Source organism: Xanthobacter autotrophicus, from assembly GCF_005871085.1.
GTDB classification, from domain to species: domain Bacteria; phylum Pseudomonadota; class Alphaproteobacteria; order Rhizobiales; family Xanthobacteraceae; genus Xanthobacter; species Xanthobacter autotrophicus.
The window spans coordinates 447,760-463,355 of sequence record NZ_VAUP01000028.1; the positions used below are offsets into that span (position 1 = coordinate 447,760).

13 protein-coding genes and 1 riboswitch are annotated in these 15,596 nt (G+C 69.1%); of the genes, 11 read left to right on the plus strand and 2 right to left on the minus strand.

Translation table 11 applies throughout. The annotated features are described in order from the left end of the window. Positions 1-2: 2 nt before the first annotated feature. Positions 3-1,922 carry a sensor histidine kinase gene (locus FBQ73_RS13780; RefSeq protein ID WP_392567235.1) on the minus strand — a complete coding sequence of 640 codons (1,920 nt, stop codon included), beginning with the start codon at positions 1,920-1,922 and terminating at the stop codon, positions 3-5. Positions 1,923-2,627: 705 nt separating this feature from the next. Here FBQ73_RS13780 and FBQ73_RS13785 point away from each other — a divergent pair. The 9 genes from FBQ73_RS13785 (at position 2,628) to FBQ73_RS13825 (ending at position 12,064) form a co-directional block, all read left to right on the plus strand. Beyond that, positions 2,628-3,182 (plus strand): phasin family protein, encoded by a 555-nt coding sequence (locus FBQ73_RS13785; protein ID WP_138400051.1) that lies wholly within the window; start codon positions 2,628-2,630, stop codon positions 3,180-3,182. 252 nt (positions 3,183-3,434) lie between these two features. Continuing rightward, positions 3,435-3,908, plus strand: a complete 474-nt coding sequence (locus tag FBQ73_RS13790) for a phasin (protein WP_138400052.1) — start codon at positions 3,435-3,437, stop codon at positions 3,906-3,908. A 140-nt stretch (positions 3,909-4,048) separates the two neighbouring features. Further along, complete coding sequence (waaF, locus tag FBQ73_RS13795) at positions 4,049-5,071, plus strand: lipopolysaccharide heptosyltransferase II (RefSeq protein ID WP_246089700.1); 1,023 nt, start codon at positions 4,049-4,051, stop codon at positions 5,069-5,071. Next, positions 5,068-6,138: a lipopolysaccharide heptosyltransferase I gene (gene waaC, locus FBQ73_RS13800; protein WP_138400054.1), complete on the plus strand. Its 1,071-nt coding sequence runs from the start codon at positions 5,068-5,070 to the stop codon at positions 6,136-6,138. Before waaF ends, waaC begins: the two co-directional genes overlap by 4 nt. 74 nt (positions 6,139-6,212) lie before the next feature. Further along, on the plus strand, positions 6,213-7,223 hold the full coding sequence (gene rfaD, locus FBQ73_RS13805) for an ADP-glyceromanno-heptose 6-epimerase (RefSeq protein WP_138400055.1): 1,011 nt from the start codon (positions 6,213-6,215) through the stop codon (positions 7,221-7,223). A 12-nt stretch (positions 7,224-7,235) separates the two neighbouring features. After that, positions 7,236-8,675 carry a D-glycero-beta-D-manno-heptose-7-phosphate kinase gene (gene rfaE1, locus FBQ73_RS13810; protein WP_138400056.1) on the plus strand — a complete coding sequence of 480 codons (1,440 nt, stop codon included), beginning with the start codon at positions 7,236-7,238 and terminating at the stop codon, positions 8,673-8,675. A gap of 345 nt (positions 8,676-9,020) precedes the next feature. Continuing rightward, a riboswitch (cobalamin riboswitch) is annotated at positions 9,021-9,232 on the plus strand. 222 nt (positions 9,233-9,454) lie between these two features. Beyond that, on the plus strand, positions 9,455-9,976 hold the full coding sequence (cobU, locus tag FBQ73_RS13815; RefSeq protein WP_138400057.1) for a bifunctional adenosylcobinamide kinase/adenosylcobinamide-phosphate guanylyltransferase: 522 nt from the start codon (positions 9,455-9,457) through the stop codon (positions 9,974-9,976). After that, the gene (gene cobO / locus FBQ73_RS13820) at positions 9,973-10,605 is read left to right on the plus strand and encodes a cob(I)yrinic acid a,c-diamide adenosyltransferase (protein ID WP_138400058.1); all 633 of its coding nucleotides are present in this window, start codon (positions 9,973-9,975) and stop codon (positions 10,603-10,605) included. The genes cobU and cobO overlap by 4 nt, the downstream gene beginning before the upstream one ends. 4 nt (positions 10,606-10,609) lie before the next feature. After that, the gene (locus FBQ73_RS13825; RefSeq protein ID WP_138400059.1) at positions 10,610-12,064 is read left to right on the plus strand and encodes a cobyric acid synthase; all 1,455 of its coding nucleotides are present in this window, start codon (positions 10,610-10,612) and stop codon (positions 12,062-12,064) included. Here FBQ73_RS13825 and cbiB read toward each other — a convergent pair. Next, positions 12,048-13,019, minus strand: coding sequence for an adenosylcobinamide-phosphate synthase CbiB (gene cbiB / locus FBQ73_RS13830; protein ID WP_138400060.1), 972 nt, complete (start codon positions 13,017-13,019; stop codon positions 12,048-12,050). The two genes, FBQ73_RS13825 and cbiB, sit on opposite strands and share 17 nt — an antisense overlap. Positions 13,020-13,316: 297 nt before the next feature. Between cbiB and FBQ73_RS13835 the strand changes: the two genes are divergently transcribed. Both FBQ73_RS13835 and FBQ73_RS13840 read left to right on the plus strand, forming a co-directional pair. Continuing rightward, the gene (locus tag FBQ73_RS13835; protein ID WP_246089701.1) at positions 13,317-14,066 is read left to right on the plus strand and encodes a metallophosphoesterase family protein; all 750 of its coding nucleotides are present in this window, start codon (positions 13,317-13,319) and stop codon (positions 14,064-14,066) included. Positions 14,067-14,293: 227 nt separating this feature from the next. Next, positions 14,294-15,484, plus strand: coding sequence for a polysaccharide biosynthesis/export family protein (locus FBQ73_RS13840; RefSeq protein WP_138400061.1), 1,191 nt, complete (start codon positions 14,294-14,296; stop codon positions 15,482-15,484). Positions 15,485-15,596 lie beyond the last annotated feature (112 nt).

The window sequence follows — 15,596 nt, forward strand, 5'->3', positions numbered from 1 at the left end:
TCTTACCCCTGCGAAAAACGCAGACGGGCGATCATGCCGCGGGCCGGTTCTGGTGTCACCTCGAACGTCCCGCCGAGGGTCTCGGCTTCCCGCGCGAGGCGCGCCAGCCGGAGCGGTCGACCCGTTGCGGTGAAGCGGTCCGTTGCGGCGGGACCGGGCGCGAGCGGATCAAGGGCCGTGGCCAGCGCCACCTCGTCCAGCGCCGTGCCCCCGTCGCTGACCTGAAGACAGGCGCCGGCCGGACCATCATCAAAAACGGAGATGGCGATGCTGGTCCCCGCCGGCGTTGCCGCCAGCGCCTCTTCCAGCATCAGCCGCGCCAGCCGGGTCACCTGCGGGCGCCGGGTGGCCACCATCACCGGGCCCGGCGCGTCGAGCCGCAGCGCGATGCCCCGGCGCCGGGCCGCGGGCGCCAGCGCGGTCGAAGCCTCGGTCACCAACTGGGCCAGATCGCACCGTTCGGTGGGCGCATCCTGGGCCGTGGCTGCAAGGGCGTCGTGGATGTCGAGGGCTTCGAGGTCGGCGAGGGTCGAGGCGACGGCGGCGAACGCCTCGCGCTCCGGCCCGGACAGGGTGGTGGGCGTCGGTGCGCCGGTCAAGCGGGCCAAAGGCGCCGCGAGGGACTGCCGCAGGCGGCCGGCGAAGCGGGGCAGAAGATCTGGTGCCTTGGCGGCTGCCGCGGGGACGGCTGGCGGATCGGGATCAACCACCACGCACAGCATCTGGTCGTCGGCGCCGGCGCGGGCGATACCGGCATGGGCCGGAGCCGGGGTTCCGGCCCGGTCGCGCAGGAAAAGCGTGATCTGCGCGCCGGCCGCGCCCGCCGCCACCCGGTCGAGGGCGGCCACGACCTGAGCGCGGTCCTCGGGCGCCACGGCGACGACGAAGGGCTCTCCGGCAAGATCCATGGCGGAAAAGCCGAGCCGCTCGGCGGCCGCCCGGTTGGCATGTCGGATCGTGCCTTCCGGCTCCAGCAGGAAGACCGGCCACGGCACCATGTCGAGCGCATCGCGGCGGGTAATGGCACGGGCCTCGCGGCCTTCCACCTCGCTGAGGGGGCGGATGACATGGACCAGCGCTGGCCGGCCGAGGAAGGGCGCCGCCACCAGGCGCACTTCCACCGGCAGGCGGGTGCCTGCGGCGGTGGCGAGATGCAGGCTGGCGCCGTCGCGCACCAGCAGGGTATCGAGCCCGCCGGCGGCCGCGATGCTGGCAAGGTCTTCCCATCCGGTCAGGGTCAGAAGGGTCCGGTTGGCAAAGGCCGCCGCGCCGTCCTGCTGCACCAGCAGCCCCAGGGGCAGGTGGTCGAGAAGGTCGAGGTCGTCGGCGACCGCACGGTCCGGCGCGACCGGGGCCGTGGGTTCGGCGCCCTCGCCCATGTCGAAGGTCGCAGGCGCCAGCCCGTCGCCCTGGAGCGGGGTCGGGGCGCCCTCATCCGGGATTTCCGGCGCGGGACGGGGCAGGTCGGGACGGGGCAGGTCGGGATGGGGCAGGTCGGGACGGGGTTTGGGCCAGTCCTCGATGGCGGCGGCAAGGGTGCGGGCGATCTCGCGGAAGGCCGAGCGCTCCTGCGGTGACAGGGTGCCGGAGCGCAGCGGCACCACATTCTCCCCGAAACCACTCGACGCTGTGGCGGGTGGCAAGGCTGACGGCGCGGGGGCGAGAGGCGCCGGTCGGATGTCCACGACGGGTGGGGCGGCGGCGGCGCTCAGCACGCCGAAGCCACGGATGCCCTGGCGCCGGCGTGCGGCGTCGAACACCGGCGCGCCGCCGAGGGACAGGTCGAGCGCCGTTTCCTCCGGCAAGGCGGCGGGCACATGGGCCTTTACATCGCTGAAGCTGCCGCCAGCGAGCGCATCGGCCACGGCGGCGCCGGACTGGATGACGCCCTCGTCCTCCAATGCCGTGAAGGTCGTGCCCATGAAACGGTCGGCCCGGGACCCGAGGGCCTGGGCGAACACCGGCGACAGCGCGCGGATACGGCCATCGGCGTCGGTTTCGAAAGTAATGCGCACCGGCTGGGCGAACAAAGGCTGGAGCGCCAGGGGAATGGCGGGGACGCAGGGCGGCTCGGCGTTCGCGCCGGCCGCGGGGGCGAATGCCGCGGGATCGGCGAACAGCACCGCGGGGCCGGTGGGAAGGGTCAGCGGCGCGTAGCGGAACAGGCGGGGAACGAAGCTCCCGGGCAGGCGCAGCCGGGCGTAGCCGAAGCGGGCCAGCGTCAGGCGGGACAATTCCCGCGCCACCGTTGCGACCATCCGGGGGGCCGGCGCACCGGCGGTAAGTCCAAGGGCGGCGCAGGCCGCTGTCGCCTCCAGCACGTGGGCGGACGGCACGGCGACCAGGAATGACGGCAGATCCCGACGCCGCAGCGGCGCGAGAGCGAGATCCACTCCGGGAAATGAACGTGCGCTGATCTGCGTCATGGGCTGCCGAAGGTCCATTCCGCCGTGTGCGGGCCGATTCTGCAAGGCGGAGCACTGCCCATAGTCATGACGATTGATTAACGTGAGTGCAATTGGCGCGCTTTTTCGGCATTCATATTGGCGAAGCGCAGTTGAGCCATATTAGAATTGACCCGGTGCGGTTCAGGTGCGCCGCCCGAAAACCCTGGAGGAGAAACGGCCATGACGACGAAGTTCGGTCCGGATCTGGAGCTGCCCGCCGAGATGCGGGCGATTGCCGAGAAGAATGTGGCCCAGGCTCGCCAGGCGTTTGAAACCCTGTTCCAGAACGCGCGCGAGCAGGTCGGCGACACCGAGGGGCATTTCGAGGACGTGCGCACTGGCATCAAGGACCTGCGCCAGAAGGCGATCGGCCTGATGGAAGCCAATGTGGAAGCCAGCTTCGACTTCCTGCATCGCCTCGTGGCCGCCAAGAGCCCGCAGGAAATGATGAGCCTGCAGGCCGAATTCCTTACCAACCAGATGAAATCGGTGGCCGAACAGGCCAAGACCTTCAGCGTCGAGGCCAAGTCGCTGGGCGAGACCACCGTCCGCAGCCTCGACGAGCACGCCCGCACCCTCGCCGAGCGCCTGAAGACGCTGGCCGCCGCCGCCACCGAAAGCGCCCAGGCAGCGGCGCAGGACTTCAAGGCCGCCAGCGAGAAGGCGGTGCGCGATGCCAAGGCGGCCGCCGAACACGCCGCCTCCACGGTGACTGATCCGAACCAGTCGCACTGACGGTAACTGAGGGTGTTTATCAGTCGCTTGGATTTATTAAGTGGCTGAAAAATCCTGCACTTTGACGTGTGCGGCGCAAAATTTCTTTTTGCGCTGCACACTTTGTTAGGATACACTCTCAACGTCGGGGTTCTTCAGCCATTACCGCTCTTGTTCGAAGGTCTGATGTTGGCGTTTAGCTGGCGTCTTCCTCGCAGGCTCGGGATTGTACCTCGGCACACGGACCAAGCTGCCCGTATCACCGAGGATGACATGAACGACACCTTCATCAAGGCCTATCAGGACCAGGTCGAAGCCGCTCAGAAGGCGTTTTCGAGCAAAACCGCTCCCGCACTGGAAGTGCCGCCCGCGGTCCGCGAGATCGCCGAGAAGGGCCTTGCCACCTGCCGCGAGAATTATGCGAAGCTCAAGGACACCGCCGAGCACGTGAATGCGGCGCTGGAAGACACCTGCACCGCCGCCAGCAAGGGCGTGGCCCAGTACAACGCCAAGGTGATCGAGGCGTTTCAGTCGAATGTGAACGCCACGTTCGACTATTTCAATTCGCTGATCGCCAGCAAGACCGTCGCCGAGGCCGTGGAGCTGTCCACCGGCCACGCCCGCAAGCAGTTCGAGGTGCTCACCTCGCAGGCGAAGGACCTGTCCGCCCTCGCCCAGAAGGTGGCTTCGGAATCGTCCGAGCCGCTGAAGTCTTCCGTCGAGAAGACCTTCCGTCCGGCCGCCTGAGGCGCGCGTCGGTCCGGCCCGGCCGGACCGTCCGCCAAGCCTGTCTCCAAACCTGCTTACCCGCCGCGTGCGTCGCTTGACGCTTGACGCGGCGGGTCCGCCTTGCAATGACGCGGGCGTTCCACCCCGCGAGCGTTCGTATGCGTGCCCTTGGTTCCGTTTCGCCCCTGCTGGTTGTCGGCCCCTCCTGGGTCGGCGACATGGTCATGGCGGCGAGCCTCGTCGAGGTGCTGCGCTTGCGTGAGCCCGGCCGTCCGATCGACGTGCTGGCGCCGCCCGCTGCCGTTCCCATCGCCCGTATGATCCCCGGTGTCCGCCGCGCCATTCCCCTCGGCCTCGGCCATGGTGAGCTTGGCCTCATGGCCCGCTGGCGCGCTGGGCGCGCGCTGCGCAACGAGGGTTACGGCAAGGCCATCATCCTCCCTCGCGCCTTCAAGGCCGCCATCGTGCCCCTCGCCGCCGGCATTCCCGAGCGCGTCGGCTACAAGGCGGAGCTGCGCAGCCTTCTGCTCACCGACGCCCGCCCCGATCCCGACCGGAAGACCGCCCGTACCCTCGATCGCTTCGTGGCGCTGGGCCTGCCGGCGGGCTCCACCGCCCGCCCGCCGCGCCCGCGCCTGATGCTGCCCGACGGTGCTGTGGACGTGGCCTCCGCCAAATTCCCGCTGTCCGGCGAGGGCCCGGTGATGGTGCTGTGCCCCGGCGCCGAATATGGCCCCGCCAAGCGCTGGCCGGCGGCCAAGTTCGCCGCCCTCGCTGCGCTGGCCGTTGCCGCCGGCTATCGCATACGCATCCTTGGCTCGCCCAAGGACCAGGAGGCGGCCGACGCCATCGCGGCCGGCGCCGGTGTGCCGGTGGACAATCTGGTGGGCCGCACCACTTTGGTCGAGGCCGCCGCCATTCTCGCCGGCGCGGATGTGGTGATCTCCAACGATTCCGGCCTGATGCACGTCGCCGGCGCCTTCGATCGCCGGCTGGTGGTGCTCTATGGTGCTTCCTCCGAGAAGATGACGCCGCCGGCCTCGCCGTTTGCCCGTGTGATGGCGCGCGAGCTGCCCTGCCGGCCCTGCCACAAGCGGGAATGCCCGCTGGGAACCCTGGCCTGCCTCGAATCCATCGCCCCCGAGGAGGTTCTTGCCGCCGCCGAGCAGATGCGCCGATGAAGGTGCTGCTGGTGAAGCTGTCGTCGCTGGGTGACGTGGTGCACACGTTCCCGGCGCTGACGGACGCCATGGCCGCGCACCCCGGCCTTCAGCTTGATTGGGCAGTGGAGGAGGCGTTCGCCCCGGTGGCGCGCCTGCATCCGGCGGTGCGGAACACCATCGTGGTCCCGCTCCGGCGCATGCTGCGCAAGCCGCTCAAGGCACTGCGCTCCGGCGAGGCCGGGCGCATCCGCGCCGCGCTGGGTGCCGAGCGCTACGATATGGTCATCGATGCCCAGGGTCTGATGAAAAGCGCTGCGGTGGCGGCGCTCGCCCGGGGGCAGCGCCACGGCTTCGATCGCGCCAGCGCGCGGGAAGGGCTTGCCGCGCTCACCTATCACCGGCGCCATCATGTGCCGGAGGTGGAGCATATGGCGGTGCGCATCCGCAAGCTCTTCGCCGCAGCGCTGGGCTACAGCCTTGACGGCCGGCCGGCGGATGCGGGGCTTTCACCGACGGCTCCGGTCTTCGACCTGCGCCGAGAGGGCTTCGCTCAGGCGCCGCGCGGGCTTGAAGCAACACGCCAGGCCGGCGCGCCCTATCTGGTCTTCCTCCACGGCACCACCTGGCCCACCAAGACCTGGACCCGCGCCGGCTGGAGGGCGTTGGCGGAACAGGCCGGCGCGGCCGGCCTCGACATCCGCCTGTTCGCCCATGGGGCGACCGAGCGCGACCGCGCCGAGGCCATAGCGGAGGGCTTGTCCAACGTGCACCTCCTGCCGCCGCAGACGCTGGAAACCCTTGCCCCGGTGATCGCCGGTGCAGCCGGGGTGGTGAGCGCGGATACCGGCCTTGGCCATCTGGCGGCGGCCTATGGGGTGCCGACGGTCGGCCTCTACGGTCCCACCGACCCGCGCCTCACCGGTCTCTACGGCCCCCGCGCGGTGGAGCTGAAGGCGACCCGCGACTGCGCCCCCTGTGAAAAGGCGCGCTGCCGCATCGCGCCCGAGGTGACCGAGGGGCCGCCTTGTCTTGCCGACATTTCCGCCGCCGCGGTCTGGCGGGCGCTGGTGGCGCTCAGGGCCTGAGCGGGGCCGAACATGGACAAAGGGTGAGCTGGCGTGGCACACCCAGCGCCCGACCTGAAGATGGGATGTTCCACATGACCCGATCGGTGGCGCTGAGCCGCGACCTCCTCCTCGTCACGGGCGGGGCGGGCTTCATCGGCTCCAACATTGCCCGCGCCGCCGCCGAGGATGGCTATCGCGTGGTGGTGGCCGACTGGCTGGAGGACGGCCCCAAGTGGCGCAACATCTCCGACATCGCGCTGCATGACGTGATCCGGCCGGAGACGGTGAATGCCTTCGTCGAGAAGGAGGGCGGCCGGCTTGCCGCCGTGGTGCACATGGGCGCCATCTCCGCCACCACCGAGCGCGACGCGGACAAGATCGTCGCCCGCAACATCCGCGCGACGCTGGACCTGTGGGAGCTGTGCGCGCAGAAGGCGCTCGGCCTCGTCTATGCCTCCTCCGCCGCGACCTACGGCGACGGCACCTCCGGCTTCCGGGATTCGGAGGAGGCGGCGGACCTTTCCGCCCTGGCGCCGCTGAACCCCTACGGCTGGTCGAAGCTGTTCGTGGATCGGCGCATCATGGCGGACGTGGCCGAGGGCCGGCCGCGCCCGCCGCAGTTTGCCGGCCTGCGATTCTTCAACGTTTACGGCCCCGGCGAGGGCCACAAGGGCGACATGCGCTCGGTGGTTCACAAGATCTACCCCGCCGCAGCGGCCGGGGAGGATGTCACCCTCTTCAAGTCCCACGATCCGCGCTACGAGGACGGCGGCCAATTGCGCGACTTCGTCCATGTGGGCGACTGCGTGGAGGTGGTGCGCTGGCTGCTGGAGAGCCCGGACGTGTCCGGCATCTTCAATGTGGGCACCGGCGAGGCGCGCTCGTTCGCCGATCTGGCGAAGGCGGTGTTCTCGGCGCTGGGGGACGAGCCGCGCATCGCCTACGTGGACATGCCGGAAAGCCTGCAGAAGGCCTACCAGTATTTCACCCAGGCCGACGTCTCGAAGCTGCGCACGGCGGGCTTCACGCGTCCTTTCACCTCGCTGGAGGATGGGGTCGCGTCCTATGTGAACGGCCATCTGAAGCCGCGCAACGCGGCGTGAGGACAGAGCATCATGGCGGGTAAAGGCGCGGTGGGTCCTATCGCCGTCATCGGCGACGTGATGGTGGATCGCTATATCGTCGGTTCCGTTTCGCGCATCTCGCCGGAGGCACCCGTGCCGGTGCTGGTGCACGGCGCCGAGCGCATCGTTCCGGGTGGCGCGGCAAACGTGGCCGCCAATGCGGCAGCGCTGGGCGCGCAGGTCATCCTGGTGGGGCTCACGGGCGCCGACCCGGAAGCCGAGGCGCTTAAGGGTGCGCTTTGCGCCTATCGCGACATCGACCTCTCGAGTCTCGTGGCGGACGCCGGCCGGCCCACCATCACCAAGACGCGGGTGATGAGCGGGCGCCAGCAGATCGTCCGCATCGACGCCGAGATCCTCACCCCGCCGGCCGAGGACACCGTCGCGCGTCTCGTGGCCACGGTGGAGGCGGCGGTGGGGCGCAGCGCGGTGGTGGTGCTCTCCGACTATGCCAAGGGCGTGCTCTCGGATGTGGTCATCGGCGCCGCCATCGCGGCGGCCCAGGCCAAAGGCGTGCCGGTGATCGTGGATCCCAAGCGCCGCACCTTCGAGGCCTATCGCGGCGCGAGCCTGGTCACCCCCAACCGGCTGGAGCTGGCCGCCGCCACCGGCCTGCCCGATACCACCGACGCCGAGGCGGTGCTGGCGGCCGAGGCGGCCTCGCGCCAGTTCGGCGGTGACGTGCTGGTGACCCGCGCCGAGAAGGGCATGACGCTGTGGCGGCGGGGCGGGCAGGTGCTGCACGTGCCGGCCCAGGCCCGCGAGGTGTTCGACGTGTCGGGCGCCGGGGACACGGCGCTGGCGGCGCTGGCGGTCTCCCTCGCCTCCGGGCATTCGCTGGAGACCAGCGTACATTTCGCCAATGCTGCCGCCGCCGTGGCGGTGGGCAAGATCGGCACGGCGGTGGTCACGCGGGCGGAGCTGAACGCGGCCCTTGATGCCAGCGTGCCCGAGGGCGCGGCACCCGGCGCGCTGGTGGACCGTGCCCGGGCCGCCGCCGTCATCGCCGGCTGGCAGGCGGCGGGCGCGCGGGTGGTCTTCACCAATGGCTGCTTCGATCTGGTCCATCCCGGCCATGTCGCCATCCTGGAGGCGGCGGCGCGGGAGGGTGACCGGCTGGTGGTGGCGCTGAACACCGATGCCTCGGTGCAGCGCCTGAAGGGACCGACCCGTCCGGTCCAGGACGAGGCGGCCCGCGCCCGCGTCATCGGCGCGCTGCGCTGCGTGGATCTGGTGGTGCTGTTCGAGGAGGACACCCCGCTGGAGATCATCACGACGCTCGGCCCGGACGTGCTGGTGAAGGGTGCAGATTACCGCGAGGACCAGGTGGTCGGCGGCGACGTGGTGAAGGCGCGCGGCGGCCGCGTCGCCCTGATCCCGCTGGTGGAAGGACGCTCCACCTCCGCCCTGGTGGCGAAGGCGAAAGGGTAGGGGACAAGGCGGGGGCGGGACGCCTCTGCCGGATCCGCTACATGAAGTTTTGAAAAATAACCATTTAGTTTCAATACTATGTATGCGGTTTCTGAAGTTCTCGCAAATCACTTTAAGTGGTATTTTGACACCATTCATCGGCGACCGGCCGACGCTTGGGGGCGTGAGCATCGACCGATCCCAGCGGTACCTGAGTGTCTTTCGAAGCCGAGGCTGGGGGAAGAGCCGGGCGCTGTTTACCCCGGCATCCTGGCAAGCGGTGTCCTCCACCGCGCGAGCAGAAGGGTGCTTTCGGCTGGCCGGCATTTTCCGCCGGGCCGCAGTTGCGGAGCGGCACGGTCGCCCTATAGTCGCTGGGTCGTCGGTGTCCGCTTTCGGACGGACCAAGAGGGAATGCGGTGCAGGAGGCATCTCCCAAAGCCCGCAGCTTCCCCCGCTTCGTCGGCGGTGAGCGGGCCTGCAACATGCCACTGGAGCCATCCGGGAAGGCGCAGGCTTCGCGATGAACCGCGAGCCAGGAGACGAGTGAGGTGGCCTGCCGGAGACGCATCGCCCGAAGAGCGGCGCCCGCGTTGGTCGCCCTCGTCGGACATCTCTAACGGACCCTCGGAGGGACGGTTGAAAGGACCCGCCATGACGCGCCACAGCCGCCCTCCGGACTCCGCCTGCGCGCCCGCCTGCGTCAACCGTCCCGATTTTACCGCCTCGCGCATCCCGTTCCAGATGCCGCCCTGCGCCCTCGCCGGGCCGTCGCGGCTGCGCTTCGCCCGGTTGGTCGCTTGAGCGGCGGGCTTGTCCTGGTCCTCGGCGGCGCGCGCTCCGGCAAGAGCCGCTTCGCCGAGGCCGAGGTCCGCCGCCAGCCGGCGCCCTGGGCCTATATCGCCACCGCCGAGGCCCGCGACGGCGAGATGGAGGCGCGCATCGCCCTGCACCGCGATCGACGCGGGGAGGGGTGGCAGACCCATGAGGCGCCCCTCGACCTGGCAGGATGCCTCCGCGCGCTGCCGCCCGAGCAGCCTGTGCTTGTGGATTGCCTGACACTCTGGCTCACCAATCACCTGCTGGCCGAGCACGACCTCGACGCCGAGGGCGCGGCGCTGGAGCAGGTTTTGGCTGCGCGCCCCGGCCTCACCGTCTGCGTCGCCAATGAGGTGGGCTTCGGCATCGTGCCGGACAATGCGCTGGCCCGGCGCTTCCGCGACGCTGCCGGCCTGCTCAACCAGCGCCTCGCCGCCCGCGCGGGCCGGGTGGTGCTGGTGGTGGCCGGCCTGCCCCTGATCGTGAAGGAAGACATGCCGTGAGCGAGCCCGTTTCGTCCCCCGCCGTCGATGACGCCGAAGCCGCCCGCCATCGCGCCAAGATGGAAAAGCGCAAGGCGGTGCAGGACAGGGAGGTGGCGGAAAAGACCATCGAGAAGGGCCTGCTCATCGTCCATACCGGCCCCGGCAAGGGCAAGAGCACGGCCGCCTTCGGCCTCGCCCTGCGCATGCTCGGGCGCGGCGGGCGGGTGGGCGTGGTCCAATTCATCAAGGGCGCATGGCAGACCGGGGAGCAGGAGGCCTTTGCCGCATTCGGCGATCGCGTGGTTTGGCACACCATGGGAGAGGGCTTCACCTGGGAGACGCAGGATCTCGCCCGCGACCGGGCCGCCGCCGCCCGCGCCTTCGCCAAGGTGCGCGAGCTGATGGCGGACGAGACCATCGCCCTCCTCGTTCTCGACGAGCTGAACATTGCCTTGCGCTACGAGTATCTCGATCTTGGCGAGGTGGTGTCCACCCTCGCCGCCCGCCGCCCCGGCCTGCACGTGGTGGTGACGGGCCGCAACGCCAAGCCGGAGCTGGTGGCGGCGGCGGACCTCGTCACCGAGATGGGGCTGGTGAAGCACCATTTTTCGGCCGGGGTGAAGGCCCAGGCCGGGATCGAGTTCTGAGCCCATGGCGCGCGCGCTGATGTTCCAGGGCACCGGGTCGGACGTGGGCAAGTCGCTCCTCGTCGCAGGTCTGGCGCGGGCCTTCACCCTGCGCGGGCTGAAGGTGCGCCCCTTCAAGCCGCAGAACATGTCCAACAATGCCGCAGTCACCGCCGACGGCGGCGAGATTGGCCGGGCGCAGGCGCTGCAGGCGCGGGCAGCGCGGGTGCCCCTCAGCGTCCACATGAACCCGGTGCTGCTGAAGCCGCAGGGCGAGACCGGCGCGCAGGTGGTGGTGCAGGGCCGCGTCCACGCCACCGCCAAGGCAGCGGCCTACCAGGGCATGAAGCCGTCGCTGCTGCCCTTCGTACTGGAAAGCTTCGACCTGCTGAAGGCCGAGGCCGACCTGGTGCTGGTAGAGGGGGCGGGCAGCGCCTCCGAGGTCAATTTGCGCGCCGGCGACATCGCCAACATGGGCTTTGCCCGCACCGCCGACGTGCCGGTGGTGGTCATCGGTGACATCGACCGTGGCGGGGTCATCGCCTCGCTGGTGGGGACGAAAACGGTGATCGATGCCGCCGACGCCGCGCTCATCGCCGGCTTCATCGTTAACCGCTTCCGGGGCGACCCGAGCCTGTTTTCCGCCGGCATGGACCTGATCGCCCGCCAGACCGGCTGGGCGGCGCTGGGGCTGGTGCCGCATTTTGCCGATGCAATCCACCTGCCGGCCGAGGACGCGCTGGCGCTCTCAGCCCCGCCCGCGCCCAAGCCGGGGGCGCGGATCAAGATCTGCGTGCCCATCCTGCCCCACATCTCCAATTTCGACGACCTCGATCCGCTGGATGCCGAGCCCTCCGTGGAGGTGCGCCGCATCCGCCCTCACGAGACGCTGCCGGTGGATACGGACCTGGTTCTGCTCATCGGCTCGAAGGCCACCATCGCGGATCTCGCGGCGCTTCGGGCGCAGGGGCTGCATCATGACATCCTCGCCTTCGCCCGGCGCGGCGGCCATGTGATGGGCCTGTGCGGCGGCTACCAGATGCTCGGTGAGACCATCGCCGATCCCGAGGGCATCGAGGGCGATGCGAAGATCGCCCGGGGCCTCGGCCTGCTCAAGGTCCACACCGTGCTGTCGCCGGACAAGCGATTGGTGGAGGTGGAGGGCGTGGCGCAGGGGGAGCCTTTTGCCGGTTACGAGATGCATATGGGCGTCACCGCCGGCACCGATGCGCAGCGGCCCTTCGCCGTGCTCTCCGACGGGCATCCGGATGGCGCCCGGTCTACGTCGGGCCGGGTGAGCGGCACCTATGTGCATGGGCTGTTCGCGTCCGACGCCTTCCGCAGTGGCTTGCTCTCGTCGCTGGGCGGGGCGCCGTCACAGGCGGCCTATGAGCAGGGGGTGGAGGAGACGCTGGACCGCCTCGCCGCCCACCTTGCCGCTCATCTCGACCTCGACAGGCTGCTCAGCCTCGCCAAATGAAGGGGAGCGCTGCGCCCGCGAGCACCAGCAGCACCATCAGCGCATCGGCCCGCCGATAGAGCCGCAGCGCGGCACGCACGTCCTTGGCGGTCACCTCGCGCCGGCCATTGCCCATATAGGCGTCCTCGGTGAAGACGCCGGCATAGACCTTTGGCCCGTTCAGCTTCAGCTCCAGCGCGCCGGCCATGGCGGCTTCAGACCAGCCGGCATTGGGGGAGCGGTGGCGCGGCGCGTCCCGCAACATGGCCGCGTGGGCGGCGCGGGCATCGGCGCCCGGGGTGATGGCGGCGGCCGCGATCAGCAGCATGCCGGCGAGGCGCGAGGCGGGCAGGTTCACATAGTCGTCGGCGCGGGCGGCGGCCCAGCCGAAGGCGGCGTGGCGCTCGGTGAGATGGCCGATCATGCTGTCGGCGGTGTTGAGCGCCTTGTAGGCGGCGCCCCCCGCCAGCCCGCCCACGCACATCCACAGGGTCGGCGCCACCACGCCGTCGGAGAAGTTCTCGGCGAGGCTCTCGATGGCGGCGCGGGCGACGCCGGCCTCATCCAGGGTCTGTGGGTCGCGGCCGACGATATGGCTCACCGCCGTGCGCGCCGCTTCCAGGCTGCCGCTTTCCAGCGCCTCGGCCACCCGCGCCACGTGCCAGTGCAGGGAGCGCTGGGCGATCAGCGTTGAGCCGATCAGGCCGAGTACCAGCAGGCCGAACGGCAGGGGGCGCAGCAGCGCCTCAAGAATTGCCGCCGGTACAGCCGCTGCGGCGAGGATCACTCCCACCGCCACCACGCCGAGGCCCTTGCGCGTCGCGGCGGTCAGGCCCGGGCGGTTGAGGCCGTGGTCCAGGAGCACGATCAGCCGGCCGATCCAGATCACCGGATGGCCGATACGTCGCACCACGCCCGCCGGATAGCCGAGCAGGGCTTCCAGGAGCACGGCGAGCGCCGTCAGATCGAATGCCATCACCGCTCTCCCCCGAAGCGAAATGCCCTCAACGCCCCGGGTCCGCCCCTTGGACGCAGCGCACATCCGGCCGGCCGCCGCCAGCATAGAGCCGGATTCCCCTTTCTGGTCGAGGTGCCCCACTGTGGCCTGTCGGCAGCCGGGTGCCCTCCCACGGGTGATTACTGTGTGAATATCCCTCGTTACCGCGCTGCAACAAAGAGTCTTCGCAGTGCGCGAGGGCATGTGCTAGACTTTTGGCGTGATCATGCCCCATGGGGGTCTCACAGTGGCAGAGGTCAAGCCGCAACCATGGTAATGCTGAAGCTCCGCTCCAAGACCATGACCGAGCCTTCGATTGAGCCGCCGACGCCGCGCATTCCTCCACACAAGCGGGTTTATGCCGTCGGGGACATCCACGGTCATCTGGATCTGCTGCGACGGTTGCAGGCGGCCATCGACGAGGATGTGCGCGCCCATCCGGGTGCCGAGTGCATCGAGGTTTATCTGGGTGATTATGTGGATCGCGGCCCGAAGTCGGCGGCGGTCATCGACGCGCTGATCGAGCGCCAGGCCAGCCGCAAGGCGGTGTGCATCAGCGGCAACCACGAGGCGGTGATGATCGACGCTCTCCAGTCGCGGGAGGCATTTTCCCGCTGGCTGAAGATGGGTGGGCTCGAGACAGTCTTCTCTTATGTGGGCCACCGGCGGACCCTTGATGATGTCACACTCTGGAGCCAGTGGCGCGCGGCCATGACCCCGGCGCACCTCGCGTTCCTGCGCCGGTTGGCCAGCCATTTCATCTGCGGCGACTATCTGTTCGTCCACGCGGGCTTGCGTCCCGGCGTCGCGCTGGAGGACCAGAGCCGCGAGGACATGATGTGGATTCGCCGAGAGTTCCTCGATTGCTCCGACTGGCTGGGCCATTGCGTGGTGCACGGCCACACCCCGACGAAGGAGCCGGAGGTGTTGCCGAACCGTATCAACATCGACACGGGGGCCTATGCTTCGGGGCACCTGACATGTTTGGTGCTTGAAGGCACCGACTGTTTCCAGATCACGACCTGAGACGCGCTGGATGGCCCTAGCGGAATGATCGGAATCGGATACCTCTTTATTTGACGGTATTCAGAAACCATCGCGATGGCGAAAGCAGCGCCCGGCCTTGTTGCTGCGATGCCACATGAGTCTCGGAAACGCTTTGATCGGAGAGGATTCAACCGGTGGTGACATAGGTCGTATCCGGCTCAACATGGTAGGGATCAACCGCGACGTTGTATTGGGGGTAATGGCCAGTGTTGCTCGTCCGAAAGAGTTGGTTCGACCGCCTTCGTTTCGCAGGCTGCGTCGCCATCGCTGCAGTCCTGGGCGGCTGCAATTTTCTTCCGGCTTCCGGCCCCTACAGCGCAGAAGTGCGCAACCCGCAGACACAGGACACCGACGGCGTCGGCTACAAGCTGGTGCCCATGACCATCGACGTGGTGCGCGTGCTGTCGGCCACCGACGGCGAGGGGCTGATCGGCACCTTCCGCAATGACCGCAGGCCCATCCCCAATGTGAAGATCGGCGTTGGCGACGTGGTGGGCGTCTCCATTTTCGAAGCCTCATCGGGCGGCCTGTTCATTCCGGCGGAAGCGGCCTCGCGCGCCGGCAACTTCGTCGACATCCCCGACCAGTCGGTCGATCCCAACGGCTTCATCTCGGTACCCTACGCCGGCCAGATCAAGGCCGCAGGGGTCTCGCCCGCCCAGGTCGAGAAGGAAATCGTCGAGCGGCTGCGCAACCGGGCCATCGAGCCTCAGGCCGTGGTGTCGGTGAAGACCCAGCGCTCCAACGCGGTGACGGTGATCGGTGAGGTAGAGACACCGGTACGCTTCCCGCTGACCTCCGCCGGCGAGCGCATTCTCGACGCCGTCAGCCGCGGCGGCCTGGCGCAGGCCAAGGGCTACGACCTGCTGGTGACCCTGCAGCGCGGCAATCGCGAGGCGACCATCAGCTTCAACCGCCTGGTCCGCGAGCCGGCCAACAACATCTATCTGCAGCCGGATGACACCATCTATGTGTTCAGCCGTCCGCGCACCTTCCTGGCGTTCGGCGCCACCGGCCGGCAGGGCCAGTTCAACTTCGGCAACGATTCCATCAGCCTGAGCGAGGCTGCGGCGAAGGCCGAAGGCCTGCTGGACGGGCAGGCGGATCCGCAGTCGGTGTTCCTGTTCCGGATCGAGAACCGCACCACCCTGGAGCGCATGGGCGTGGACGTGTCCAACATTCCGGACAAGCGGATTCCGACCATCTACACGGTCAATTTCCGCGAGCCGACCGGCTATCTGTTGTCCACGAAGGTCCCCATGCGGGACAAGGACATCATCTATATCGGCAATGCCGCGTCGGTGGAGTTGACTAAGTTTCTCAACTTGGTGCTGCTCGGCGCCACTGCGGTCCGCGAGATCTCGGAAGCCAATACCAATATCTATGGCGTGAACTGAGTTCGACCCGTCCGGGTTGCCTCCGTCCGGCAAAGGCCGCGCTCTCCGGGGCGCGGCCTTTCGCGTTCTCACGGCCCGCGCCAGCCCCGCTTTGCGCGCGGGCACGGCTCTC

Coding starts and splice junctions, on each gene's coding strand:
- FBQ73_RS13780 (WP_392567235.1), bottom strand. CDS start 1,922: ATGGGCACGACCTTCACGGCATTGGAGGACGAGGGCGTCATCCAGTCC.
- FBQ73_RS13785 (WP_138400051.1), top strand. CDS start 2,628: ATGACGACGAAGTTCGGTCCGGATCTGGAGCTGCCCGCCGAGATGCGG.
- FBQ73_RS13790 (WP_138400052.1), top strand. CDS start 3,435: ATGAACGACACCTTCATCAAGGCCTATCAGGACCAGGTCGAAGCCGCT.
- waaF (WP_246089700.1), top strand. CDS start 4,049: ATGCGTGCCCTTGGTTCCGTTTCGCCCCTGCTGGTTGTCGGCCCCTCC.
- waaC (WP_138400054.1), top strand. CDS start 5,068: ATGAAGGTGCTGCTGGTGAAGCTGTCGTCGCTGGGTGACGTGGTGCAC.
- rfaD (WP_138400055.1), top strand. CDS start 6,213: ATGACCCGATCGGTGGCGCTGAGCCGCGACCTCCTCCTCGTCACGGGC.
- rfaE1 (WP_138400056.1), top strand. CDS start 7,236: ATGGCGGGTAAAGGCGCGGTGGGTCCTATCGCCGTCATCGGCGACGTG.
- FBQ73_RS13825 (WP_138400059.1), top strand. CDS start 10,610: ATGGCGCGCGCGCTGATGTTCCAGGGCACCGGGTCGGACGTGGGCAAG.
- cbiB (WP_138400060.1), bottom strand. CDS start 13,019: ATGGCATTCGATCTGACGGCGCTCGCCGTGCTCCTGGAAGCCCTGCTC.
- FBQ73_RS13835 (WP_246089701.1), top strand. CDS start 13,317: ATGCTGAAGCTCCGCTCCAAGACCATGACCGAGCCTTCGATTGAGCCG.